This window comes from Nocardiopsis coralli (genome assembly GCF_014892575.1).
Taxonomy (GTDB): domain Bacteria; phylum Actinomycetota; class Actinomycetes; order Streptosporangiales; family Streptosporangiaceae; genus Nocardiopsis; species Nocardiopsis coralli.
The window spans coordinates 113815-137456 of record NZ_JADBGI010000005.1; the positions used below are offsets into that span (position 1 = coordinate 113815).

General features: G+C 71.1%; 19 protein-coding genes and 2 tRNA genes. 15 read left to right on the top strand and 6 right to left on the bottom strand.

Annotated features, from left to right (window positions below; translation table 11 throughout):
• Positions 1-193: 193 nt before the first annotated feature.
• On the bottom strand, positions 194-994 hold the full coding sequence (locus IDM40_RS07025) for a nuclease-related domain-containing protein (RefSeq protein WP_193121106.1): 801 nt from the start codon (positions 992-994) through the stop codon (positions 194-196).
• Between the two features lie 192 nt (positions 995-1186).
• Between IDM40_RS07025 and IDM40_RS07030 the strand changes: the two genes are divergently transcribed.
• Positions 1187-2614, top strand: a complete 1428-nt coding sequence (locus IDM40_RS07030) for an amidase (protein ID WP_193121107.1) — start codon at positions 1187-1189, stop codon at positions 2612-2614.
• On the opposite strand, the gene IDM40_RS07035 is transcribed toward IDM40_RS07030, so the two are convergent.
• Positions 2517-3896 (bottom strand): MFS transporter, encoded by a 1380-nt coding sequence (locus IDM40_RS07035; protein ID WP_193121278.1) that lies wholly within the window; start codon positions 3894-3896, stop codon positions 2517-2519. The two genes, IDM40_RS07030 and IDM40_RS07035, sit on opposite strands and share 98 nt — an antisense overlap.
• Positions 3897-4023: 127 nt before the next feature.
• Between IDM40_RS07035 and malQ the strand changes: the two genes are divergently transcribed.
• On the top strand, positions 4024-6063 hold the full coding sequence (gene malQ, locus IDM40_RS07040) for a 4-alpha-glucanotransferase (protein WP_193121108.1): 2040 nt from the start codon (positions 4024-4026) through the stop codon (positions 6061-6063).
• 31 nt (positions 6064-6094) lie between these two features.
• Positions 6095-6748: an alpha/beta fold hydrolase gene (locus IDM40_RS07045; protein ID WP_193121109.1), complete on the top strand. Its 654-nt coding sequence runs from the start codon at positions 6095-6097 to the stop codon at positions 6746-6748.
• 813 nt (positions 6749-7561) lie between these two features.
• Here IDM40_RS07045 and pepN read toward each other — a convergent pair.
• The gene (pepN, locus tag IDM40_RS07050; protein WP_193121110.1) at positions 7562-10111 is read right to left on the bottom strand and encodes an aminopeptidase N; all 2550 of its coding nucleotides are present in this window, start codon (positions 10109-10111) and stop codon (positions 7562-7564) included.
• Positions 10112-10263: 152 nt separating this feature from the next.
• On the opposite strand from pepN, the gene IDM40_RS07055 reads away from it, so the two are divergent.
• The 9 genes from IDM40_RS07055 to IDM40_RS07095 all read left to right on the top strand — a co-directional run bounded on the left by IDM40_RS07055 (position 10264) and on the right by IDM40_RS07095 (position 17721).
• Complete coding sequence (locus IDM40_RS07055) at positions 10264-10887, top strand: mycothiol-dependent nitroreductase Rv2466c family protein (RefSeq protein ID WP_216630449.1); 624 nt, start codon at positions 10264-10266, stop codon at positions 10885-10887.
• 34 nt (positions 10888-10921) lie between these two features.
• Positions 10922-11077 carry a hypothetical protein gene (locus tag IDM40_RS07060; protein WP_193121112.1) on the top strand — a complete coding sequence of 52 codons (156 nt, stop codon included), beginning with the start codon at positions 10922-10924 and terminating at the stop codon, positions 11075-11077.
• 170 nt (positions 11078-11247) lie between these two features.
• Positions 11248-12669 carry an aldehyde dehydrogenase family protein gene (locus IDM40_RS07065; RefSeq protein ID WP_193121113.1) on the top strand — a complete coding sequence of 474 codons (1422 nt, stop codon included), beginning with the start codon at positions 11248-11250 and terminating at the stop codon, positions 12667-12669.
• A gap of 137 nt (positions 12670-12806) precedes the next feature.
• Positions 12807-12953 carry a hypothetical protein gene (locus IDM40_RS07070; RefSeq protein WP_193121114.1) on the top strand — a complete coding sequence of 49 codons (147 nt, stop codon included), beginning with the start codon at positions 12807-12809 and terminating at the stop codon, positions 12951-12953.
• Positions 12954-13051: 98 nt separating this feature from the next.
• The gene (locus IDM40_RS07075) at positions 13052-13519 is read left to right on the top strand and encodes a ribose-5-phosphate isomerase (protein ID WP_193121115.1); all 468 of its coding nucleotides are present in this window, start codon (positions 13052-13054) and stop codon (positions 13517-13519) included.
• 493 nt (positions 13520-14012) lie between these two features.
• Positions 14013-15116 carry a PP2C family protein-serine/threonine phosphatase gene (locus IDM40_RS07080; protein WP_193121116.1) on the top strand — a complete coding sequence of 368 codons (1104 nt, stop codon included), beginning with the start codon at positions 14013-14015 and terminating at the stop codon, positions 15114-15116.
• A gap of 276 nt (positions 15117-15392) precedes the next feature.
• Positions 15393-16736 carry a magnesium transporter gene (gene mgtE, locus IDM40_RS07085; RefSeq protein WP_193121117.1) on the top strand — a complete coding sequence of 448 codons (1344 nt, stop codon included), beginning with the start codon at positions 15393-15395 and terminating at the stop codon, positions 16734-16736.
• 68 nt (positions 16737-16804) lie between these two features.
• Positions 16805-17041 (top strand): Rv0909 family putative TA system antitoxin, encoded by a 237-nt coding sequence (locus tag IDM40_RS07090; protein ID WP_193121118.1) that lies wholly within the window; start codon positions 16805-16807, stop codon positions 17039-17041.
• 110 nt (positions 17042-17151) lie between these two features.
• Positions 17152-17721, top strand: coding sequence for a (2Fe-2S) ferredoxin domain-containing protein (locus IDM40_RS07095; RefSeq protein WP_193121119.1), 570 nt, complete (start codon positions 17152-17154; stop codon positions 17719-17721).
• Between the two features lie 34 nt (positions 17722-17755).
• Here the strand turns inward: IDM40_RS07095 and IDM40_RS07100 are convergent, their stop codons facing one another.
• Entirely contained in the window at positions 17756-19618 is a 1863-nt protein-coding gene (locus IDM40_RS07100) for an ABC transporter ATP-binding protein (RefSeq protein ID WP_193121120.1), read from the bottom strand.
• Positions 19619-19693: 75 nt separating this feature from the next.
• On the bottom strand, positions 19694-20197 hold the full coding sequence (locus IDM40_RS07105) for an adenylyltransferase/cytidyltransferase family protein (RefSeq protein WP_193121121.1): 504 nt from the start codon (positions 20195-20197) through the stop codon (positions 19694-19696).
• A 195-nt stretch (positions 20198-20392) separates the two neighbouring features.
• On the opposite strand from IDM40_RS07105, the gene IDM40_RS07110 reads away from it, so the two are divergent.
• A complete protein-coding gene (locus IDM40_RS07110; protein ID WP_193121122.1) occupies positions 20393-20686 on the top strand; it encodes a hypothetical protein in 294 nt (97 codons plus the stop codon).
• 930 nt (positions 20687-21616) lie between these two features.
• Here IDM40_RS07110 and IDM40_RS07115 read toward each other — a convergent pair.
• Positions 21617-21687, bottom strand: a tRNA-Gly gene (locus tag IDM40_RS07115).
• Between the two features lie 119 nt (positions 21688-21806).
• Here IDM40_RS07115 and IDM40_RS07120 point away from each other — a divergent pair.
• Both IDM40_RS07120 and tig read left to right on the top strand, forming a co-directional pair.
• Positions 21807-21881, top strand: a tRNA-Pro gene (locus IDM40_RS07120).
• A gap of 233 nt (positions 21882-22114) precedes the next feature.
• Positions 22115-23554, top strand: a complete 1440-nt coding sequence (gene tig, locus IDM40_RS07125) for a trigger factor (protein ID WP_193121123.1) — start codon at positions 22115-22117, stop codon at positions 23552-23554.
• Positions 23555-23642 lie beyond the last annotated feature (88 nt).

The following is a 23642-nucleotide window of genomic DNA, read 5'->3' on the forward strand; positions in this document are numbered from 1 at the left end:
TGAGGGGCGCTTCGGTCTCATGAGTGAAGACGCTGCGTCCGAATCATGAGACAGTCGGTCCGCGGTGGGTCCGGGGAGAGCTCCGCGCGCCCGTCCTGTTCACCGGAGGCAGGCCCCGGACATACCGAGGGCCCGGGTGCCACCTCGTCGTGGCCGGTCCCGGGCCCGTGTCCTGCGTGCTTTCGTGCGGCCCTCAGTAACGGGCCGGCAGGGCCTTCTTCGCGGCCTGATAGATCTCCTCGATCTCCGTCTCGGTCAACCGGTCGCGTCCGCTGCGCAACCACTTGCGGACCTTGGTCCCCTGGATGATGTCCACCCCGCGCAGCCGGTGGCTGTCCCAGGGCATGCCGGGGCCGTAGATCGCCAGCGAGGCCCGGACCTTGATGTCGCGTCCGAGCTCGGCGCTGACGAGCTCTTCCGCGCGCTGGGCCTCCTCCAGGGCCTCGTCGATGCGCTCGTTCTTGGAGAAGCGACCGTGGTAGAGCTTCTCCAGCTTGTTGCGCAGAGGCAGGCGCTTGTCCCACGCCTCGGAGTCGATGGCGAACGCACCGCGCCGACCCACGATGAAGTGGTCGATCTGCCCGTTGCCGCCCGGCACGGCCCGGGCGTGCAGCACCCGGTACCCGAGCTGCTTCATGACCTTGAGCTGGACCTCGGTGCGCCGTTGTGCCGCAGAGGGTTTGCGCCAGCGGGGGATCTCCGACTCGCGCCGGGAGCTGTAGATCGTCCAGGCGATCATGACGATGATGCCCAGGGTCGCGCTGACCGCCCATTCCGAGGTGAGCAGGCCGAACACGGCGGTGACGGCCACGGCCGCGCCGATACGGATGATCCATTTGCGGGCGGACTGGCTCGATTTGAGCGCGCCGTACATCGATGCGCCCGAATCGTCCTGGTTCTTACGTTGGTTGGGGAAAAAGAGGGTCTCGGGGTTGTCCGTCTCCCGGTTTCCAGACGCCTCTTCGGGGCCGTTCACTCGCGTTGCCGTTTCCACGTCGGACAGGTTAGTTCCATCCATATCCGAGTCCTAGTGCCTGACATCTCACACGGTTGTTTCCTCGCTCTTCTGTGTGCACGCGTGTGTGCGCAAGGAAACGGGGGCATGATCGTTGCTTCGTCGGTCTCTCTGGAGAAGCGGCGCCAACTCCAGTGGTGCCCCCTCTGGTGCCCGCTAACCTGAGGCCCCATGACCCAGATCCACGACCAGACGGCACAGGGGTTGGCTGCATTGGTCCGCAGTCGTGAACTGTCCCCTGTTGAGATCACTGAGCATGTTCTGCGGCGGACCGAACGGCACGATCCGGCCCTCGGTGCATTCGTTTCGGTCATGTCAGAAATGGCCATGGAGCAGGCTCTGAATGCGGAGAAGCGTGTCATGTCCGACGCGCCCGACCGGCTTCCGCCCCTGCTGGGGGTCCCGGTTCCGGTCAAAGACCTCGAACCGGTCGCAGGTGCACCCGTGACCCACGGGTCCCGACTGTTCCACGACACCGTCGCACCCTCCGACGGCGGCGTCGTCACCCGGCTGCGCGCGGCCGGGGCCGTGATCACCGGCAAGACCAACACCCCCGAGTTCGGGTCGAGCTGTTACACCGAGAACGAGGTCGCCCCGCCCACCCGCAACCCCTGGGACACCGCGCTCACCCCGGGCGGCTCCAGCGGGGGAGCGGCCGCCGCGGTCGCCGCACGCCTGGCCCCGGCCGCCCACGCCAGCGACGGCGGCGGATCGATCCGCATCCCCGCGAGCTCGTGCGGGCTCTTCGGGCTCAAACCCACCCGCGGCCGGATCTCCGGCGCCCCGGCCCGCGCCGATCTGCTCGGGCTGTCCACCTCGGGCCCGCTGACCCGTACGGTCGCCGATGCCGCGCTCCTGCTGGACACCATGGCCTTCAGCGCGCCCGGCGACCCGTTCCGTGCACCCGAGCACCACGGCGGTTTCCTGCGCCACGTGGAGGAGGAACCAGGCCGCCTGCGCATCGGCACCTACGCCGGGACCGGATCCGCGGGCGTGGAGCTCCACCCCGACGTGCGCACGGCCCACGAGGAGACCGTCGCGCTCCTCACCGGCCTGGGGCACGAGGTCGAAGAGGTCCCGGTCCCCTACGACACCCACTTCGGCGGGCACTTCGCGGAGGACTTCGGGGTGCTGTGGGCCGCCATGGCCTCGGCCGCGCCCGTCCCGCCCGAGCACGAGGACGTACTGACCCCGCTCAACCGGTGGCTGCGCGAACGCGCCCGCGCCACCCCCGCCCCGCGCCTGGTGCAGGCGTTGGGCCGCCTCCAGCAGGGGGTGCGCTCCTTCATGACCGCGACCGCGCAGTTCGACGCCCTGCTCGCCCCGACCCTGGCCCGCCCGCCGGTCCCGATCGGGCACTTCACCCAGGAGGGCCCCGAGCGCACCTTCGAGCTGATGACGCAGTTCTCGCCCTTCACGTCCCTCTACAACGTCACCGGACAGCCCTCGGTCAACGTGCCCCTGTACTGGAGCCCGGACGGCCTGCCCATCGGGTCGATGATCAGCGCTCCGGTCGGGGGCGAGGGGACCCTGTTGGCCCTGTCGGCCCAGCTGGAGCGGGCCCGTCCGTGGGCGCACCGGGTTCCGCCGGGGGTGTGACGCCGCCGTCCCGGGCGCCGGGGCCGTCCTCGACCGGGGCCGGCTCGACCGGGGGCCGTGCGGTCGGCGGTGGTGCGGTGGACGGTTCGGCGGGCAGGGGCACGAACAGGCTCATGCCCGCCGAGACCAGCAGCATCAGCGCGGCACCGGCCATCCCTCCGGCGATCCCGAACCCGTCGATCATCGCGCCGACCATCGGGCTCGCCAACGCACCGCCCGCGCCGAACGCGCTGGCCATCCACCCGAAGGCCTCCGAGCGGCGGTTCGACGGGGCCAGGTCCCCGATGCGCCCCATGACCGCGGCTAGCAGCGGGGCCAGCGCCAGGCCGGACAGGAACAACAGGGGCAGGGTCCACAGCGGGGTGGGCAGATGCAGCACCGGCGGCGCGAACGGCACGAGCAGCATCAGGCCGGCCGCCGCGGCCAGCGCACGCCTGGACAACCGGGGGCGGCCCGGCAGCGCTCCGGCGACCGCGCCGCCCACGAGCGACCCCAGCGCCCACACCGAGGCCAGCACCATGACGTACTCCGGTGCGTCGAGCTCGTTCGCCCAGGCCACGATGGTCAGGTCCATGCCGATGACCCCGCCGACCGTCAGGAACGCCATGACGAACAGCAGCGCCAGCGCCGGGATGCGCACCAGGCTCCGCCGCGGGCTCCCGGCCTCCTCGGCGTCCTCCTCGACCGGTGCCGGCCCGGTCACCCCGGCCCTGCGCAGGGCGAGGCAGAACCCGACGGAACCGGCCAGAGCCAGGGCCGCGAGCATGAGCACCGCTTCCCGTGGGCCGGCCCAGGCCACCACGGCGGCGGTCGCGATGGGGGAGAAGACGAACAGCAGTTCCTGGGTGGTGGCCTCGGCCGCGTAGATGGCCTGGCGTTCCGGACCGCGCGTCAGGCGGGGCCAGAGACCGCGCACGACCTGGTTCGCCGGACTGCCGAAGACGCCCGTGACCAGTGCCAACGGGGCGGCCGCCCACCACAGCGAGCCCGGCATCAGCGCCATGGCGGTGAGCCCGGCCGAGAACACCACGCCGCACACCATCACCAGGCGGTCGCTGTTGCCCCGGTCGGCCATCCTGCCGCGCAAGGGCCCGACCAGCGCCATGCCCAGGGTGAAGGCGCCCGCGACCAGCCCCGCGTAACTGTAGGAGCCGGTCCACTCGACGACCAGGAAGGTCACCGCGATCATCTGCCCGGGCATGTAGAAACGCGCGACGAGCGACCAGACCAGCAGGGACAGGACGTGGGGGACGGCGAAGAGACGACGGTAGTTGGCCAACACCCTCGCCATGATCGCAGAGCTCCGGTGACCCGACCACAGGGTTTCCCGCCGGGCTGGGTGCGGGGGCCGTCCCACGCCGGGTCCGCCTCCTGTGTGATCGCAGCCCGGTGGGGCATGATCGATTGCTGTGAGGGACGTTCAGCTGGCCCACCTGGCCGAGCAGTACGGTGTCGCGACCGAGTACGAGGACTGGCGAGGGCAGCGGGTCGCCGTGAGCCCCGAGACCGTCCGTGCCGTGCTCACCGCTCTGGGCGCGGACACCACCGATCCGGCGGCCGCCGCACGCGAACGCGACCGGAGACTGCCCCCGGCCGTCGTCGTACGTGAGGGAAAGGCACCGGAGCTCGCGCTGCCCGACGGCGCCCACGGAACCGTGGAGACCGCCGACGGTGCCCTGCTGCCCCTGGGGCCCGGGCTGCCCCTGGGCGCGCACACCTTGCGGGTGACCGCCGCCGACGGTGAACACCAGGCGCCCCTGCTCGTGGTGCCCGACCGGATCGAACCCACCGCGCTGCGACGCCGACGCCGCCTGTGGGGCCTCATGACGCAGATCTACAGCGTGCGATCGCGGGCCTCCTGGGGCACCGGGGACCTGCGCGACCTCGCCGAACTCACCGACTGGAGCGCCCGCGACCTCGGCGCCGACTTCACGCTCGTCAACCCGGTCCACGCCACCGAACCCCTGCCCCCGGTGGAGGCCTCCCCCTACCTCCCGGTCAGCCGCCGCTACGCCAGCCCGCTCTACATCCGCATCGAGGACGTGCCCGAGTACGCACGCCTGGACCCGGCCCAGCGCGAGGGGATCCAGCGCCTGGCCCGGCCCCTGCGCGAACGCGGCCGCACCGCCGACCTGCTCGACCGCGACGCCGTGTGGGAGGCCAAGCGCCAGGCCCTCGAGGTGCTCTTCCAGGTGCAACGCGCCCCGGGCCGCGAGGCGGCGCTGCGCACCTACCTCGAGCGTGAGGGCCGTCCCCTCGTGGAGTTCGCGACCTGGAGCGCCCTGGCCGAGGACTACGGGACCGACTTCCGCACCTGGCCCGAACACCTGCGGGACGTGGGCCGCCACGCGGTCGGGCAGGAGGCGCTGCGCCGGTGGCCGACCGTGGAGTTCCACCGTTGGCTCCAGTGGATCCTCGACGAGCAGCTCGGCCACGCGCAGCACTCCGCCCTCGACGCCGGGATGGCCGTGGGGGTCGTGCACGACCTCGCCCTCGGCGTGCAGCCCGGGGGCGCCGACGCGTGGATGTACGGCGACGCCCTTGTTCCCGGGCTGCACGTGGGCGCGCCCCCGGACGAGTTCAACCGGCGCGGACAGGACTGGGGTCAGCCGCCCTGGCACCCCCGCCGCCTGGCCGAGCTCGGGTACGCGCCCCTGCGCCAGGTTCTGGGACAGGCGCTGGCCCACGCCGGCGGGGTGCGCATGGACCACGTCATGGGCCTCTTCCGGGTCTGGTGCGTGCCCGAGGGCGCCCCGCCCGACCAGGGGACCTACGTGCACTACGACCACGAGGGCACCGTCGGATCCCTGCTGCTGGCCGCACACCGCGCGGACGCCGTCGTGATCGGCGAGGACCTCGGCACCGTCGAACCGTGGGTGCGCGACCACCTCGACGACCGCGGGGTCCTGGGCACGTCGGTGCTGTGGTTCGAACAGGACCGCAGCGGCCGGCCCCTGACCCCGGACCGATGGCGCACCGACTGCCTGGCCACCGTCGCCACGCACGACCTGCCGCCGGTGGCCTCGTTCCTGTCCACCGAGCACGTCGAACTGCGCGACCGGCTCGGCCTGCTCGAACGGCCGGTCGAGGAGGAGCGCGCCGACGCCGAGGAACGGGTGGAACGCTGGCGCGCCCTGCTCGTGGAGCTCGGCCTGCTCGAGGACGACGTCGACCCCGTCACCGATCCGGCTGCTGTCGTGGCCGCCATGCACGCTTATCTCGCACGTACGCCGGCCCGCATGGTCGGGGTCGCGCTCACCGACGTCGTGGGGGACCGCCGGATGCAGAACCAGCCCGGGACGAGCACCGAGTACCCGAACTGGCGGATCCCGCTCACCAGTGCCGAGGGCGAACCCGTGCTCGTGGACGAGCTGCTCGCCGATCCGCGTATGGTCGCCCGGATCCGGCGCACGGTCGGTCCCGTCGGCGGGGACGGCCAGATCCTCTGACGCCGGGAACGCGCGCTGTAGCGTTGGGGACATGGGTACCGAACAGGTGGTCTTCCTCCACGGTCTCGGCGCGGGCCCGGACTCCTGGGACGCGGAGCTCGCGGCACTGCCGGACGGTTTCGCCGGTTCCGCGCCGCACATCACGGGCCTCTCCGACCAGGGCGACGGGCTCTTCACGTTCGGCGCTGCCGCCGAGGAGGTCGTGGACGGGTTGGACCGGCGCGGGATCGGCCGGGCCCATCTGTGCGGGCTGTCGATCGGGGCGATGCTCTCGCTGTGGACCGCGCTGGAGTACCCGGACCGTGTCGCGTCCCTGGTGCTCTCCGGTGGCCAGGTGCGGCCCCCGCGGGCGGCGCTGGCCCTGCAGACCGCCGTCTTCCGTGTGCTGCCGGAAGGCCTCGCCGAGCCCGGGGGCATGGACAAGCGCCGGTTCCTCGCCGCACTGGAGGAGGTGGGGCGTGTGGACTTCAGCGAACGCCTCGCCGAGGTCGGCGTTCCTACCCTGGTGATGTGCGGGTCCTGGGACGTGGTCAACCTGCCCGCCGCGCGCACCATGGCCGAGGGCCTGCCGCACGCGCAGCTGCGGATCGTGCAGGGCGGAGGGCACGAGCTCAACGTCGGCCGCCCCGCGGACTTCGCCGCCGCGCTCCATCGTTTCTACGCCGGCCCCGCCGCCCCCGCCTGATCCACAACACGGTCGCTCCGCGGCGATTGCCCTACTGGGCAAGGTGCCTGCGCGGTTCGCATTGCGGCCTGACAGGCCGAGCTCGGCCCGTAGGGCCGTTCCGGCGGGGGGTTCGTGCCTTCGGCACGGTCTTGCCCCTGGCCCGCCTGGGTCCCGTTGGACGACCCTGTTGGTTCGGGGTGGGACGCGCGGTGCCCCGGGCATGGCCCCCGGGCCATGAACCGGCTCCCTCGCATGCGGCCGTGACGGGACGTGAGGCCTCGCACCGACGGGCTGGCCCCGTGGGGGCCTTCCGCCCGGGGGTTCGTGCCTTCGGCACGGTCTTGCCCCTGGCCCGCCTGGGTCCCGTTGGACGACCCTGTTGGTTCGGGGTGGGACGCGCGGTGCCCCGGGCATGGCCCCCGGGCCATGAACCGGCTCCCTCGCATGCGGCCGTGACGGGACGTGAGGCCTCGCACCGACGGGCTGGGCCCGTGGGCCCTTCCGGCCGGGGGTTCGCGCCTCCGGCACGGTCCGTGCCCCCGGTCCGCCTGGGTCCTGCTGGACGGCCCTGCTGGTTCCGGGCATCCCTGTCTTCAGTACGCCCATGCCCCGGGCCATGAACCGGCTCGTCCGCATACGGTCGTGAAGGGCGGGAGGTCGCGCACCGACGGGCTGGCCCCGTGGGGCCCTTCCGGCCGGGGCGCTGCCTGCGAGGGCCGCACTCATCCGGCACCGTGCCTTCGGCACGGCCCTCGCCCCGGGAGAGCCCAGGGGTGCCCGGACACGGGCGGGGCCCGGTGGCGTGCCACCGGGCCCCGCGTGCGTACGGCGTCAGGCGCGCTCGCGCCCGGCCGCGGTGTCGGTCTCGCGGGCCCGCAGGGCACGCACCACACCGGCGCGCCCCTCGATCAGCAGGCGCCGCAGCGCCGGGGCCGGGTCCTCCTTCTCGATGTAGGCGTCCGTGCGCTCCACGGTGGCGTCCTCAACCAGGGCGCTCGGGTAGACCATCTCCGCGAAGCTCTGTGCGAACTCCCCGGTCCAGCCCTTCCACGCCGGCTGCAGCTGCGCGAAGTACTTCTCCACGTACGGGCGCAGCAGCTCGGCGTGGTCCGGCTCCGTGAAGCCGAGCAGGGTGGCCCGGAACTCGGCGTTGGCCAGCTCCGACCCCACGATGCGCTCCCACGCCGCGGCCTTGGCCTCCGGGGTCGGGATCGCCGCGCGTGCGCCCGCCGCGTGGCGGGCACCGGTCGCGGTGGGGTCCTTCTCCAGCTCCGCGGCGATCTCGTCCTCGCCGGCCTGGCCCGTGGAGACCAGGCGGCGCAGGATCGTCCACCGCAGGTCGGTGTCCACGCTCAGGCCCTCCACCGTGAGCGCCCCGTCGAGCAGCCCGCGTAGCAGCGACAGGTGCGCGTCGCTCACCGCGGTGGCCGCGAGTGCGTTCACGTACGCCAGCTGCAGGTCGCCGCCGGGCTCCGCGTCGTTGACCAGCTGCTGCAGGCGGTCGGCGAGCTGCTCCTGCCCGACCCGGCGCCAGCTCTGGTCCGCGTAGTTGACCAGCGCACCGTGGGCCTGGCGCAGCAGGGTCTGCGCGACCATCACGTCGTCGACCCCGTCGATGCCCGAGATGACCAGGCGCACGTAGTCGCGGGCGGCCATCTCACCGTCGCGGGTCATGTCCCACGCGGCGCCGAAGACCAGCGCACGCGGCAGGGACTCGCGGATCTGCCCGGCGCCGTCGACCACCGTGGCCAGCGAACGCTCGTCCAGGCGGATCTTGGTGAAGGTCAGGTCGTCGTCGTTGACCAGCACCAGGTCGGGGCGGGCCTTGCCGACCAGCTCCGGAACCTCGGTCCGTGCGCCGCTGACGTCGAGCTCCACCCGCTCGCGCCGCACGATGCCCTCGTCGGTGCGGTCGTACAGGCCCACCGCCAGCCGGTGCGAGCGCAGCGTCGGGTGCTCGGGCGCGGCCTCCTGCAGTACCGCGAACGAGGTGAACGTGCCGTCGTCGGCGACCTCGAAGTCGGCGCGCATCGTGTTGACGCCGGTCGTCTCCAGCCACTCGCGCGACCAGTCCGACAGGTCGCGGCCCGAGGCGGCCTCCAGGTGCTTGAGCAGGTCCTTGAGCTCGGTGTTGCCGAACGCGAACTCCTGGAAGTAGGCGCGCACACCGGCGAAGAAGGAGTCCACACCCACGTAGGCGGCCAGCTGCTTGAGCACCGAGGCGCCCTTGGCGTAGGTGATGCCGTCGAAGTTGACCTCCACCGCTTGGATGTCGGTCATGTCCGCGGCGATCGGGTGGGTCGAGGGAAGCTGGTCCTGGCGCAGCGCCCACGCCTTCTCGACGTTGGCGAAGGTCGTCCAGGCTTCCTTCCACCGCGTGGCGTTGACCTGCGCGTACACGCTCGCGTAGGTGGCGAAGGACTCGTTGAGCCACAGGTCGTCCCACCAGCGCATCGTCACCAGGTCGCCGAACCACATGTGTGCCATCTCGTGGAGGATCGTCTCGGCGCGGCGCTCGTAACGGGCGTCGGTGACCCGGGAACGGAAGACGTAGTCCTCGAGGAAGGTGACGGCGCCCGCGTTCTCCATGGCGCCGGCGTTGAACTCGGGCACGAACAGCTGGTCGTACTTGCCGAACGCGTACCGCACGCCGAACAGCTCGTGGAAGAAGTCGAAGCCGCGCTTGGTGACGTCGAACAGTTCCGCGGAGTCCAGGTGCTCGGCGAGGGACGCGCGGCAGAACAGGCCCAGGTCGATGCCGTCGTGGTGGTCGCGCACCACGTGGTACGGCCCGGCGATGAGCGCGGTGATGTAGGTCGACATCGGCTCGGTCGCGGGGAAGTGCCAGCGCACCCGCCCCTCGGCCCCGGTGTCCTCCCGCACGGCGTCGGGCGCGCTGTTGGAGACGACCTCCCACTCCGGCGGGGCGAGCACGGTCAGCTCGAAGGTCGCCTTGAGGTCGGGCTGGTCGAAGCACGCGTACATGCGGTGCGCGTCGGCCGTCTCGAACTGGCTGTACAGGTACACGGCCCCGTCGACCGGGTCGACGAAGCGGTGCAGGCCTTCGCCGGTGCGCATGTAGGCGGCGTCGGCCACGACCGTGAGCTCGTTCTCGGCCGCGACCGAGGGCAGGGTCAGGCGCTCGCCGTCGAAGAGTTCGGCCGGGTCCAGCTCCTGGCCGTTGAGCGTCGCCGACAGCACCCGCGGGGCGGCCAGCTCGATGAAGGTCCGCGCACCGGGTTCGCTGCTGGAGAAGCGCACGACCGTGGTGGACCGGAAGGTCTCGTCCCCGGTGGTCAGGTCCAGCTCCACGGTGTAGGAGTCCACGCCGAGGACGCGTGCCCGCTCCCGAGCCTCGTCCCGCTTGAGGTTGCCCGCCACGCCACGCTCCTTCCACGGCCGCCGTCGACGCCGGCCGGAGATCGTTGTCGGTAACGGATCGATCCTGCCACGCACGGGTGCGGAATGCGCAACCGATCGGTCCGGTTGCCATCGAGGGAAACCCCTGTGCACGACTTCCGAGGAGTTGAGTGATGAGCGAGGCGCACGAGCCGCAGACCACGGTCGCCGACATGTGGTTCGACCCCCTGTGCCCCTGGGCGTGGATCACCTCGCGCTGGCTGGTCGAGGTCGAGAAGGTGCGCCCGGTGACGGTGCGCTGGCGGGTGATGAGCCTGGCCGTGCTCAACGCCGGCCGCGAGCTGCCCGACGGCTACCAGGAGCTCATGGAGCGTTCCTGGGCCGCGGTGCGTGTGTGCACGGCCGCCGAGCAGCGTTTCGGCCCCGAGGTGCTGGGCCCGCTCTACACCGCCATCGGAACCCGGTTCCACAACCGCGGGGAGGCCCAGGACACCGCCACCCTGAAGGCCGCCCTGGCCGAGGCCGGGCTGCCCGAGGAGCTCGTGGAGGCCGCCGACAGCACCGAATACGATGAGCCCCTGCGCGCCTCGCACGCCGAGGCCATGAAGCTGGTCGGCGAGGACGTCGGGACCCCGGTCGTCCGGGTGGAGGGCGTCTCCTTCTTCGGCCCGGTCGTCAGCCCGGCCCCCCGCGGCGAGGAGGCCGGCAAGCTCTGGGACGGCGTGCGCGCCGTGGCCGGCACCGACGGCTTCTTCGAGCTCAAGCGCACCCGCACCCGCGACCCCATCTTCGACTGACCGAACCGAAGGCTCACCCGAAGGGAACACTGCCGTGTCCGGACCCGATGAGGACCGCGTCGTCGAACTCCTCGACGACCTCGACATCCTGCCCGACACCACCAGCGACGAGCGCGGGTCGGGCTGGGGCGACGCCGACGACGACAGCACCGCACGGCTGCTCGAGGACCGCCCTCCCCACTGGGACTGAGCCGTAGGGCCGGGCCCGGGCCGACCACGGTCCGGGCCCGGCCCCACTCGCGCCCCGGCGCGCCCGCCGCCCACACCCGACCCGACCACCGGATCCCCGTATCGGTGGGATCACCGGTGCCGACCCCGCCCGTCTGGCCAAAGCCCGAGACGCTCTGGGACAGTGGCCCTATGCGTTCCCTCTACATCGACGGCGCCTGGACGGACTCCGCCTCCGACGAGGGCCTCGAGGTCCTCGACCCGGCCACCGAACAGGTCATCGACACCGTTCCCGCGGGATCGGCCAAGGACGTCGACAGCGCGGTCGAGGCCGCCGCTGCCGCCTTCCCGGCCTGGTCCCGGCGCCCCTACGGACAGCGCGTCACCCACCTGGCCAAGGCCCTGGAACTCTTCGACGAGCGCGCGGAGGACATCGCCGCGCTGCTCACCCGCGACATGGGCGCACCCGCCGGCTTCTCCCGCAAGGTCCAGGCCGGCCTGCCCCAGATGATGTTCAAGACCTACATCGACCTCGTCGAGGAGCACGGCGAGCGCTACTTCACCGGTGAGCGCGTCGAGAACTCCCTCGTGGTGCACGAGGCCGTCGGCGTGGTCGGTGCGATCACCCCGTGGAACTACCCGCTCCACCAGATCGTGCTCAAGGTCGTGCCGGCCCTGCTCGCCGGCAACACCGTCGTGCTCAAGCCCACCGAGATCGCCCCGCTGGGCGCCTACGCGCTCGCCGAGATCTTCGACGAGGCCGGGCTCCCCGCCGGTGTGTTCAACCTCGTCTCGGGCACGGGCCCGGTCGTGGGCGAGGCCATCGCCGCCCACCCGAAGGTCGACATGGTCTCCTTCACCGGCTCCACCCGCGCCGGTACCCGCGTCTCGCAGGTCGCCGCCGAGACCGTCAAGCGCGTCGCTCTGGAACTGGGCGGCAAGTCGCCGAACGTGATCCTGCCGGACGCCGACCTCACCCAGGCGGTCAAGCGCGGCGTCGCCGACGTCATGCGCAACACCGGGCAGAGCTGCAACGCCCTCACCCGCATGTTCGTCCACCGCGACTCCTACGACGAGGCCGTGGAACTGGCCGCCGCCTCGGCCGAGAAGTACGCGCCGGGCGACCCCACCGACGGCTCCACCCGCATGGGCCCGCTCGTCTCCGCCGCCCAGCTGGAGAAGGTGCGTTCCTACATCGAGCTCGCCGGGACCGAGGGCGCCCGCGTCGTGACCGGCGGCGCCGAGCCCGTCGAGGGCCTGGACACCGGGTACTACGTGAAGCCGACGATCCTCGCGGACGTGCGCAACGACATGCGCGTGGCCCAGGAGGAGATCTTCGGTCCGGTCCTGGCCCTGATCCCGTACGACGACGTCGAGGAAGCGGTCGGCCTCGCCAACGACACCGTCTACGGCCTGAGCGCCGCGGTGTGGTCGGGCGACCCCGACGAAGGGCTGGCCGTGGCCCGGCGCCTGCGGGCCGGCCAGGTCGAGCTCAACGGGGGCGCCATGAACCCCCGGGTTCCCTTCGGCGGGTACAAGCGCTCCGGCAACGGCCGCGAGTGGGGACTGCCCGGCCTGGAGGAGTTCTGCGAGGTCAAGGCCGTGCAGATGTAGCCACCGGACCCGTGGCGGTGCTCGGAATCACACACGCGCAGCGGTGGGCCGGGGAATCGGACCCGGTTCAAGTCGCGTTCATCGGTGTGGAAAAATCCGGACTGGTCCTTCCCGGTCGAACCCAATCGAGGTGTGAGTTGAGCAACAAGCCCAAGGTCTCCAAGGCTGGTCCTCTCAGCAAGGACATCAAGTCCGTCGTGAACTACAACCTGATCGCGCTGCTCTCGATGGTCGGCTTCGCTGCCCTCGGTCTGAGCGTGGCCGCCGCCGCGGCCGGCGCCTGAGTCGGGCAGGACCAGAAGAACCGCACGCCGCGCCCCACCCCGGACCTCCGGGGTGGGGCGCGGCGCGTTGTGCGCCCGCGACCTGCAAGACTGGACACGTGCGTGTTTACCTTGGATCAGATCATGCGGGCTTCGAGCTCAAAGAACACCTCGTCTCCTGGCTGAAGGAGCACGGCCACGAGGTCGTGGACGCCGGGCCGGCGGTCTACGACGCCGTGGACGACTACCCGCCCTTCGTCCTTCGCGCCGCCGAGGGCGTGGCGAAGGACCCCGGTTCCCTCGGCGTGGTCATCGGCGGCTCCGGCAACGGCGAGCAGATCGCCGCCAACAAGGTCGAGGGCGTCCGCGCGGCCCTGGCCTGGAGCGAGGACACCGCGAAGCTGGCGCGCGAGCACAACGACGCGAACGTGCTCGGTGTCGGCGGGCGGATGCACTCCCTCGAGGAGGCCACCCGCTTCGTCGAGGTCTTCCTCGCCACGCCCTACAGCGACGAGGAGCGCCACACCCGGCGCATCGAGATGCTCTCCCGCTACGAGGAGAACGGCGAGCTGCCGCCGCTTCCCTGACCCGACCGTCCGCCCCGCGCCCCGTGCCCGCGCCGGTACGGGGCGCGACCTGTAGGGGCCTTCCGGCCCTTGCCTCCGAGGCCCGCCGGCGCACCCGGATCCGGGCCCCGATCCCGCCCCACCGATCCTGCTCCGGCCCTGGTCCGATCCGGTCCCCCGTGAGAGTCTGGCCCGGCAGCCGGGCGATCTCCGCGCCCCTCCGGGCACTCGGGTTTAGGCCGAACCGTTAACCCGGGTATCGGGGGTCGACCCGGTCCGCCACGCGTGCTTGGCCGGTACCCCCCGCGCTAGAGTTCGTGCACGATCACGGCCCCCTCAAGGCCGTGGCGCGGCCCCGCCCGCGGGCACCGGCCGCAGCGCCCTCCACGTCCGGGGCCTCCCACAGTGCTCCGGTGGACCGGCCCGGGCCGCCCGGCCGTGTCCGAACCCCAGCGCTGCGCCGAGCCCCTACCGAACCGACCACCCGTCCGCGGGTGAGCCGAGCAGAGGATCCATGAACGCCACACCGACCGCCAAGGTGACCCGGCTGATGCGCTCGACCGCGCAGCGGTTCGTCGCCGTGCTGCGGCGCAAGGTGCTGTTCCGCTACCGGCTGGTGCTCATCACCCTGTGCGCGATAGCGGTCGGGATAGGCGTCGGCGCCGTCTGGGGGCCCACCCAGTGGTTCCCGCCCAGCTCCACGATCCTGACGGTGCTCGCCGGCGGGCTCCTGCTCAAGCGCAAGAGCCTGGCCTTCCTGCTCGGGGTGGTCGCCGCCGTTCTGCTCTTCGTCGGGTACATGCTCGACTTCGGACAGGTCGGGCCGGGCCTGCTGGTGACCATCGGTGTGACCGGTGTGCTGTCCTACCTGCTGTCCGGGGTGCGCGAACGCCTCGGCGTGCAGGGCCTGGGCGGCGAGATGATGCTGCTGGACCTGCGCGACCGCCTGCGCCACCAGGGCAAACTCCCCGAGGTCCCGCAGGGGTGGGGGCGCACCGCCGTCCTGCGCCAGGCCGGGGGCTCCTCCTTCGGCGGCGACTTCGTGGTCTCCCACCGCCAGGGCGACCAGCTCGACATCGCGGTCGTCGACGTCTCCGGCAAGGGCGTGGACGCCGGAACCCGGGCCCTGCTGCTCTCCGGCGCCTTCAGCGGCCTCATCGGCGCGGTCTCCACCCGGGACTTCCTCGCCCACTGCAACGACTACCTCATGCGCCACAGCGAGGGTGAGGGGTTCGTCACCGCCGTGCACCTGAGCGTGGACCTGTCCACCGGCGCCTACCAGGTCTTCTCGGCCGGCCACCCGCCCGCCGTGCACTACGACGGCGGCAAGGGCGTGTGGGCCACCACCGACGCCAAGGGTGTGGTCCTGGGCGTGATCCCGGAGATGACCTACACCCCCGTCGACGGACGCCTGCGTCCCGGCGACGCCCTGATGCTCTGCACCGACGGGCTCGTGGAGACCCCCGGCGAGGACCTCGACGCCGGCATCGACCGGCTCCTGGGCGCCGCCGAGACCCTGGTGACGCACGGTTTCTCCAGCGGCGCCGACGACGTCGTCGACACCCTCAGCAAGGACAAGAACGACGACTGCGCGCTCGTCGTCCTCTGGCGCGACTGACGGTTGCGGGCACACCCCACGCCGGGCCGGACGAACGCCCGCGCCCTTCGGGAGGGGTAAGGTCGGGGTGCTCCCCGTCCCACGTACGGCCCGGCCGTACACCGTCCCCGGCACGTCGTGCCCGCCCTTTCCGCCCCCGGGCGCCAACTCAGCACGACCCCACCACGACACCGGGACACGGAGCGGGGCCCTCACCACAGGCCCGGGCCAAGTCAGAGGAACGTCCACGGCGCCCCGCGCCCCGGTGGGCGCAGGAGACGCGAGGGGGTGCTTCGCATGGCAGAAGGCGAACGCGCTGAGGAACTGCTCGATCTGATCGACTCCAACGATCTGACGGGGATCCGGCTCTGGCTGGCGGAACATCGGCCCTACGAGATCGCCGACGAACTCTCGCGCATGGACGAGGGCCACGCGATCATCCCCTTCCGGCTTCTGGACAAGGACCGAGAGCTCGAGGTCTTCGAGGAGCTCGACCCCAGCCAGCAGCAGGGCATCCTCCTGGGCCTGCGGGACCACGCCTTCCACGACATCCTCGAGCAGATGGACCCCGACGACAGGGCCCGTCTGATCGGGGAGGCCCCCGCCAAGATCGCCACCCGCGCCCTGGCGGGACTGAGCCCTTCCGAACGCCGGATGACCGCCGCGCTGCTCGGTTACCCCGAGAACTCCGTCGGCCGGTACATGACACCCGAGACGGTGATCCTGCACCGGGACCTGACCGTGGGGCGCGCCCTGGAGGTCGTGCGCGCCAGAGGGGCCGACGCGGAGAACATCTACACCCTGCCCGTGGTCAGCGACGGACGCCGCATGGTCGGCACGGTGGCCCTGGGCGACCTGGTCATCTCCGACGACAACCGCCTGCTCAAGGACGTCGTCGACGTGTTCGCGCCCCGGGTCCGGGCCTCCGAGGACGTTGAAAGCGCCGCCCGTCTGATGCAGGAGGCCAACCTGGTCGCCCTGTCGGTGGTCGACTCCGAGGAACGCTTCGTCGGCATGCTGACCTTCGACGACGCGCTGGAGGTCATCGAGGCGGCCGACTCCGAGGACATGGCGCGCCAGTCCGGTGCGAGCCCGGTCGGCGACCACTACGTGTCCGTGGGTGTGTTCCGCCTGGTGGGAGCCCGTGCGGTGTGGCTGGTCGTGCTGCTGGTGGCCGCCACCCTCACCGTCAACGTCATGCAGGCCTACGAGGCGACCCTCGAAGAGGTCACCGCGCTGGCGCTGTTCGTGCCCATGCTCATCGGTACCGGCGGTAACGTCGGCGCGCAGTCGGCGACCGCGATCGTGCGCGCCCTGGCGGTGGGCGAGGTGCGGGTGCGCGATCTGCCCCAGGTGTTGTGGAAGGAGTGCCGGGTCGGCTTCATGCTCGGCCTGACCCTGGCCGCCCTGGCCCTGGGCATCGGATCGCTCCTGGTGGGCACGCTCATCGCCCTGGTGGTGGCGTGCACGGTCATCGCGATCTGTACCTGGGCGGCGATCATCGGTTCGGCGATGCCCCTGCTGGCCAACAAGGTCGGGGTCGACCCGGCGGTGGTCTCCTCGCCCATGGTCGCCACGCTCGTGGACGCGACCGGGCTCATCATCTACTTCTCCATCGCCCGGATGATCCTCGGGATCTGAGCCCCGATAGGTTGCCCCGCGAGCGGGTATCTGCTCGGACAGGTCACGCACCGAAGGGGGAATGCACGATGTCCGGTGTCTCGGACGCGTTCGGCAAGCTGCGCAAGGCCGTCGACGACAACGCCGACAAGGTCGAGGGGCTGGTCGGCAAGGCGGCCGACGCCGCGAAGAAGGCCACGGGCGGCGCGCACGACGACAAGATCGACAAGGGCGCCGGTGCGGCAGGGGACTACCTGCGTAAGCGCTCGCAGGAGCAGGACGGTTCCGGCGAGGACGACAAGGGCGAGACGGACGACCGCAAGTAGTCCCCCCGTGCTCCGGGCGGCGGTGACGGGGCGCACCGCACGGTCGCCCGTGGCACGTATGCTGGGCAGAGGTAAGGCACACCTAACCATCGTTGCTCCAGGGGGTGCACATGAGCTCCGTCGGTGACGCCCCATGCCGTCTCACGGTCTGCCGGGGATGCTGCTGCGGCACCACCAAGAAGGTTCCCGGAGTCGACCACGAGGCCCAGTTCGCCCGCCTCAGCGCCATCGACGACCACACCGGGCGCACCGTCCCCGTGCGCCGCTCCAAGTGCCTGGACATCTGTTTCGAGGCCAACGTCGTGGTCGTGCAGCCCTCCGCCAAGGGCCGCGCGGCCGGCGGGCGCCCGGTGTGGCTCGGCCGCGTCACCGACGACGAGCTGGTCGAGGCCCTCGACGACTGGATCTTCGAGGGCGGCCCCGGCCTGGCGCCCCTGCCCGAGCCCCTCCGCGACCACGTCACCTCCAAGGACGCCAAGAAGCCCAAGAAACAGAAGAAGGGCAAGAAGGCGAGGAAGAAGGAGGCCGAGAAGGCCGCCCGGGGCAAGGATCAGGACGAGGGCACCGAGAAGAGCAGCAAGAAGCGCAGGAAGGCCGACAAGAAGGCCCGAAAGAGGGCGGTGGAGGCCGAACTCGAGCGGGAACGCGAACGCGAGCGCGAACGCCTACGCGCCGCGTGAGGGGCCACCCCCGTGCGGGGCGGCCCCTGTTGCGTCAGCGGTCCTGCGCGGCGAACTGCGTGCGGTAGAGCGCCGTGTACAGCCCGCCCGCTCCCAGGAGCTCGTCGTGGGTGCCGCGTTCAAGGATGCGGCCGTCCTCGAGCACCAGGATCTGGTCGGCCTCGCGCACCGTCGCCAGCCGGTGGGCGATCACCAGGGACGTCCGGCCCGCCAGCGCCACGGCCAGGGCCTCCTGCACCGCGGCCTCCGACTCCGAGTCCAGATGGGCGGTGGCCTCGTCCAGCACCACGACCGACGGGGCCTTCAGAAGTAGCCGTGCGATCGCCAGGCGCTGCTTCTCACCGCCCGAGAGCCGGTACCCGCGGTCGCCGACCATGGTGTCCAGCCCGTCGGGCAGCTGGTCCAGCAGGGCGCCCAGGCGTGCCATGCGCAGGGCTTCGACGAGCTCCTCGTCGGTGGCCTCGGGCTTCGCGTACCGCAGGTTGGCGCCGACGGTGTCGTGGAAGAGCTGCGCGTCCTGGGTGACCACACCCACCGAGTCGCGCAACGAGTCGCCGGTGGCCTCGCGCAGGTCCACCCCGCCCACGCGCACCGTGCCCTCCGTGGGGTCGTACAGGCGTGAGACCAGGTGAGTGAGCGTGGTCTTGCCGGCGCCCGACGGTCCCACGAGCGCGACCATGCGGCCCGGTTCGGCACGGAACGAGACCTCGCTCAGCACCTGGGCGTCGTCGCTGCTCTGCACTTGCGGGGTCAGTTCGAGCGAGGCCACCGAGGTCTCCTCGGCGCTCGGATACCGGAACGAGACCCGGTCGAACTCCACCGACAGCGGCCCCTGCGGCAGCGGGCGCGCGTCCGGGCTCTCCTTGATCGCCGGTTCCAGGTCCAGCACCTCGAAGACCCGGTCGAAGGAGACCAGCGCCGTCATGATCTCCACGTGCACGTTGGAGAGCGTCGTGATGGGCCCGTACAGCCGTGCCAGCAGCGCCGTGAGGGCGACCAGGGTCCCGACCTCGAACGCCCCGTCCACCGCCAGCACACCGCCGACGCCGTAGACCATCGCGGTGGCCAGCGCCGTGATCGTGGCCAGCATCGTGAACAGCAGCCCGCCGTAGACCGCCTGGCGTACCCCGAGGTCGCGCACGCGCTCGGCCCGCACGGCGAATCCGGCCGATTCCTCCGACGGGCGCCCGTAGAGCTTGACGAGCATCGCGCCGCCGACGTTGAAGCGCTCCGTCATGAGGGAGCTCATCTGGGCGTTGTTGTCCATCGCGTCCCGGGAGATCACCGCGAGCTTGCGGCCCAGGACCTTCGCCGGAACGATGAACAGCGGGATCATCGCCAGCGCCGCCAGCGTGACCTGCCACGACAGCGCCATCATCGTGATGAGCACCGCCACCAGGCTCACCAGGTTGGTCACCACCGACTGCAGCACCGAGGTGATGGCGCGCTGGGCGCCCACGACGTCGGTGTTGAGCCGGCTGATCAACGACCCCGTCTGCGTGCGGGTGAAGAACGAGATCGGCATGCGCTGCACGTGCGTGAACACCTGGGTGCGCAGCAGGTAGATGACGCCCTCGCCGATGCGGGAGGACAGCCAGCGCCCGGTCAGGGTGATGGCACCCTCCAGGATCGCCAGCACACCCGCCGCGACCGCCAGCCACACCACGACCGACGTGTCCGAGGGGATGATTCCCTCGTCGATGATGGCGCGGAGCAGCAGGGGGTTGGCGACGACGATGCCCGCACCGACCGCCGTCACCAACAGGAAGACGAGGATGGAACGCCAGTGCGGGACGGCGTAGGACAGGATGCGGCGCGTGATCCCCGGGGGCAGCCTCTGTCCCCGTGCGCTCCCGTCATTGACCAAGGCCCTGTAGGAGGGCCTTCCTGACATCATGGACAGCCTCTTCGTGTTCGCGGATTCGCCGACCATCAACACCGGGGCGGGGGCGGCTCTTCCCGAACGTGACCGTCAGAGCGAGTGTGCCAGGCGTCCCAGTGCCGCGGTGGTGGAACGGCCGGGGGTGAAGGGGAGCTCCCACGCCTGCGCCCCGAGCGCCTCGGCGCCGCGGATCTTGGCGTGGGTGTACCGGTCGCCCTCGGTGAAGGCCAGGGCGGCGGGGGAGAGGGGGCGCAGGATGTCGGCGTAGGCGGCCCAGTCGGCGATCTCGGGGGCGCCGTCGATGACGAAGGACCCGCTCACGCAGCCCAGCGCGGCGATGGTCTCGGCGCGTTCCTCGGCCGGGTTGACGGGGCGTCCGGGGCCCTTCCAGGCGCGCACCCGCTGGTCGGACTCGATGCCCACGACCAGGGGGAGACCGCGTTCGGCGATGGACCTGAGGAAGCGCACGTGCCCCACGTGCAGGACGTCGAAGACACCGGTGACCACGACGGGCCGCTCCAGGGGGTCGGGCCGGTCGAACCAGTGCGCGCGCAGAGGTCTGACCGCCTTGTGCTGCGCGTTCGTCTCCGTCATGCCGTCACCTGTTCTCGAAGCATCCGAGGGCCCTCACGAGTGGTCAACGTACCTCTTCGAAGTGGGTATTCCGGTGCGCGGGTCGGGTGAAACCGCCCCGGGGGTGCCCGGGATCACAACCGTGCGGCCCCGAACCGGACACCCGTTCCCTGCGTCCCATCCCCGGAACAGAGACTCTCCGGAGAGGAAGAGCCCATGGCTTGGGTCGTGTTGGTCGAGGAGTCCGAGGGGCTGGGGCGGGACCGGTGGCGCTGGGGGATGACCCCCATCGTGGCGGGGCCGTTCGGCGACTTCGACAGCGCCGCGGACGCCGCGTTGCGGTTGACGCGCGATTACCGGCCGCAGCACCCGTGGTCGGAACGGGACCGGAACGCGTTCCGCATCTCACCGAGTGAGTACATCGTGCGTGTGGTCGGCGCGACGGCGGACTTCCACTTCCGCGTGACCGTCGCCGAGCACATCACCCCCGGCACGGGCGCCCCCGCCTGACCACATCCGGCCCCCAGAACACCCCCTCCAGAACGCTTGTCGAGGGCGCACGAGCGCCGGCGAGTGCCCCTCGCCAAGCGGATTCGTTCCCCGGTCCCACCTTGCCTGGCCGCCCCTGCGCTCTACGGTTCGGCGTCCGCGTGCGGGCCTGGGAGCTGTCAGTGACCAGGGGGAGTCCGCTCACCGGATAGAAGTGCCGAAAACTCGATCGGTAGATCACAGAACGGCACCAAGAAAGCCCGACAGGGCCTCTCTGAAGCTTCCGGCCTCGACCACGGACGTGGGAGGGGGCGCGCGGCCTCCGCCACAGCGGGCGCGAGCGCCGGCGAGCGCGCACGGGGTCGTCCCCCGAACAAGACAGAGTGCGTGGTGTGGCCTCTTCGAAGGTTCGAACCTCGACTACAGAGGTGGGGGGTGTGCGCGACCTCCGCCACAGACGGCGCGAGCGCAAGCGAGCGCGCACGGGGTCGTCCCTCGAACAGGACAGAGTGCGTGGTGTGGCCTCTTCGAAGGTTCGAACCTCGCCCACGGACGGGGGAGGGATGGGCGCTACCTCCGCCACAGACGGCGCGAGCGCAAGCGAGCGCGCACGGGGGCGTCCCTCGAACAGGACAGAGTGCGCGGTGGGGCCTCTTCGAAGGTTCGAGCCTCGACCACGGACGTGGGAGGGATGGGCGCTACCTCCGCCACAGACGGCGCGAGCGCAAGCGAGCGCGCACGGGGGCGTCCCTCGAACAGGACAGAGTGCGTGGTGTGGCCTCTTCGAAGGTTCGAACCTCGACCACGGACGTGGGAGGGATGGGCGCTACCTCCGCCACAGACGGCGCGAGCGCAAGCGAGCGCCACTGGGGGGTTCGGGGGGTGGCCCCCCGAAAGAAGCGCGGAGCGAGCTGCGGTGTGCGAAGCACACGCAGCTCGCCCCGCGAGCGGAGCGGGCGACGAGAATCGAACTCGCATGACCAGCTTGGAAGGCTGGGGTTCTACCATTGAACTACGCCCGCGTGGCGCCGGAGCCGTTGAGTTTCCTCTAGACTCGTTGCGCCGACGGAGACCAGAGTACAGTCTCCGGGGTGGTGGTCGCACACTCATCCCGGGGATGCGATCCTTGGGTCCGGCGCAGCGGGGTGTAGCGCAGCTTGGTTAGCGCGCATGCTTTGGGAGCATGAGGCCGCGGGTTCGAATCCCGCCACCCCGACGGAACCGACCGCGGTGGCACGGCTTCTCACGGCTGTGCGCCGTGGCCCCCTGTCTGTCTGCCCTAGACTTGGTGCGATCAGCAGGAAACTGTAAGTCCCAGCCCGTCGCAGGGCACCCCTTCAGAACGCGGTCGTCAGACCGGTCCCGGGGTGCGTGCGTGCATTCGCCGTTCGAGTGGTGCGCCTGCGGGCCGACGCGGACACCAGCCGGCAAACCTAGGAGTACCGCCCCGTGAAGACCGATGTCGAGGAGCTCAGCCCCACCCGGGTCAAGCTGACCATCGAGGTGCCCTTCGAGGAGCTCGAGCACGCTTTCGACGTGACCTACAAGTCGCTCGCGAAGCAGGTTCGGATCAAGGGCTTCCGCCCGGGCAAGGCGCCGGCGCGGCTGATCGACCGCTACGTCGGCCGTGGAGCTGTGATCAGCGAAGCGGTCAACCACGCTGTCCCCGAGCTGTACAACGACGCTGTCCAGAAGGAGGAGATCTTCGCGCTCGGCCAGCCCGACGTGGAGGTCACCAAGCTCGAGGACAACGACGAGCTCGCCTTCACCGCCGAGGTCGACGTCCGGCCGAAGTTCGAGGTGGAGGACCACAAGGGCATCGAGGTGACCGTCGACAGCGCCGAGGTCACCGACGAGCAGATCGACGAGCAGATCAACACCCTGCGCGAGCGTTTCTCCACCCTCGTCGGTGTCGACCGTCCCATCGAGGACGGCGACCACCTGTCCATCGACCTGTCCGCTTCGGTGGACGGCGAGAAGCTCGACGACGTGGCCGTCAGCGGCTACTCGTACGAGGTGGGCACGAACAACATGCTCGAGGGCCTGGACGAGACCCTGCGCGGTATGGAGTCCGGCGGCGAGGAGAGCTTCCGTACGACCCTCGTCGGCGGTGACCACGAGGGCCAGGAGGCCGACGTCTCCGTCACCGTGCACAGCGTGAAGACGAAGGAGCTCCCGGAGCTGGACGACGAGTTCGCCCAGCTGGCGAGCGAGTTCGACACGATCGCCGAGCTCCGTGACGACGTGCGCAACCGCATGGCCGAGGTCCGTCGTATGCAGCAGCTGTCCGCTGCGCGCGACAAGGCCCTCGAGAAGCTCATCGAGCAGATCGACCTGCCGCTGCCCGACGCCGTGGTCGACGAGGAGATCGAGCGCCGTCGCCAGAGCCTGGAGCAGCAGCTCGGCCAGAGCGGCCTGAGCAAGGAGGCCTACCTCGAGTCGCAGGAGAAGACCGAGGAGGAGTTCGAGGAGGAGCTGAAGACCGGCGCCAGCTCGGCGGTCAAGGCCGGCTTCATCCTCGACCAGCTCGCCCTCCAGGAGGACCTGAGCGCCGACCAGAGCGAGCTCAGCCAGTACGTGTTCGAGCAGGCCCAGCGCATGGGTGTGAGCCCGGACCAGCTGGCGCAGCACCTCGTCGAGTCCAACCAGATCCGCGTGGCCTTCACCGAGGTCGTGCGCGGCAAGGCGATGGACCTGGTCCTGGCCAACGCCAAGATCACCGACGAGGACGGCAACGTCGTCGAGCAGGAGACCGCCTCCGAGACGGAGGAGGCCGCCAAGGCTGCCGCGTCCGCCGTTGCCGAGGCTTCCGACGAGTCGGCCGAGGCCGCTTCGGAGGAGTCCGAGGACAGCAAGGACGAGGCGAAGGACGACACCGAGTCCAAGTAGTCCCGCCCCGGCCGGACGTCTGTTTCGGGCCCCGCCGGTGACCCAAGGGTCGCCGGCGGGGCCCGCCGCGTTCGCCGGTGGAGGAAGG

Bases quoted from the DNA above. Each gene is read 5' to 3' on its own strand.
- IDM40_RS07100 (WP_193121120.1), bottom strand. From the start codon at position 19,618: ATGATGTCAGGAAGGCCCTCCTACAGGGCCTTGGTCAATGACGGGAGC.
- IDM40_RS07090 (WP_193121118.1), top strand. From the start codon at position 16,805: ATGTCCGGTGTCTCGGACGCGTTCGGCAAGCTGCGCAAGGCCGTCGAC.
- mgtE (WP_193121117.1), top strand. From the start codon at position 15,393: ATGGCAGAAGGCGAACGCGCTGAGGAACTGCTCGATCTGATCGACTCC.
- IDM40_RS07095 (WP_193121119.1), top strand. From the start codon at position 17,152: ATGAGCTCCGTCGGTGACGCCCCATGCCGTCTCACGGTCTGCCGGGGA.
- IDM40_RS07045 (WP_193121109.1), top strand. From the start codon at position 6,095: ATGGGTACCGAACAGGTGGTCTTCCTCCACGGTCTCGGCGCGGGCCCG.
- IDM40_RS07055 (WP_216630449.1), top strand. From the start codon at position 10,264: ATGAGCGAGGCGCACGAGCCGCAGACCACGGTCGCCGACATGTGGTTC.
- IDM40_RS07065 (WP_193121113.1), top strand. From the start codon at position 11,248: ATGCGTTCCCTCTACATCGACGGCGCCTGGACGGACTCCGCCTCCGAC.
- IDM40_RS07080 (WP_193121116.1), top strand. From the start codon at position 14,013: ATGAACGCCACACCGACCGCCAAGGTGACCCGGCTGATGCGCTCGACC.
- IDM40_RS07105 (WP_193121121.1), bottom strand. From the start codon at position 20,197: ATGACGGAGACGAACGCGCAGCACAAGGCGGTCAGACCTCTGCGCGCG.
- IDM40_RS07110 (WP_193121122.1), top strand. From the start codon at position 20,393: ATGGCTTGGGTCGTGTTGGTCGAGGAGTCCGAGGGGCTGGGGCGGGAC.
- IDM40_RS07030 (WP_193121107.1), top strand. From the start codon at position 1,187: ATGACCCAGATCCACGACCAGACGGCACAGGGGTTGGCTGCATTGGTC.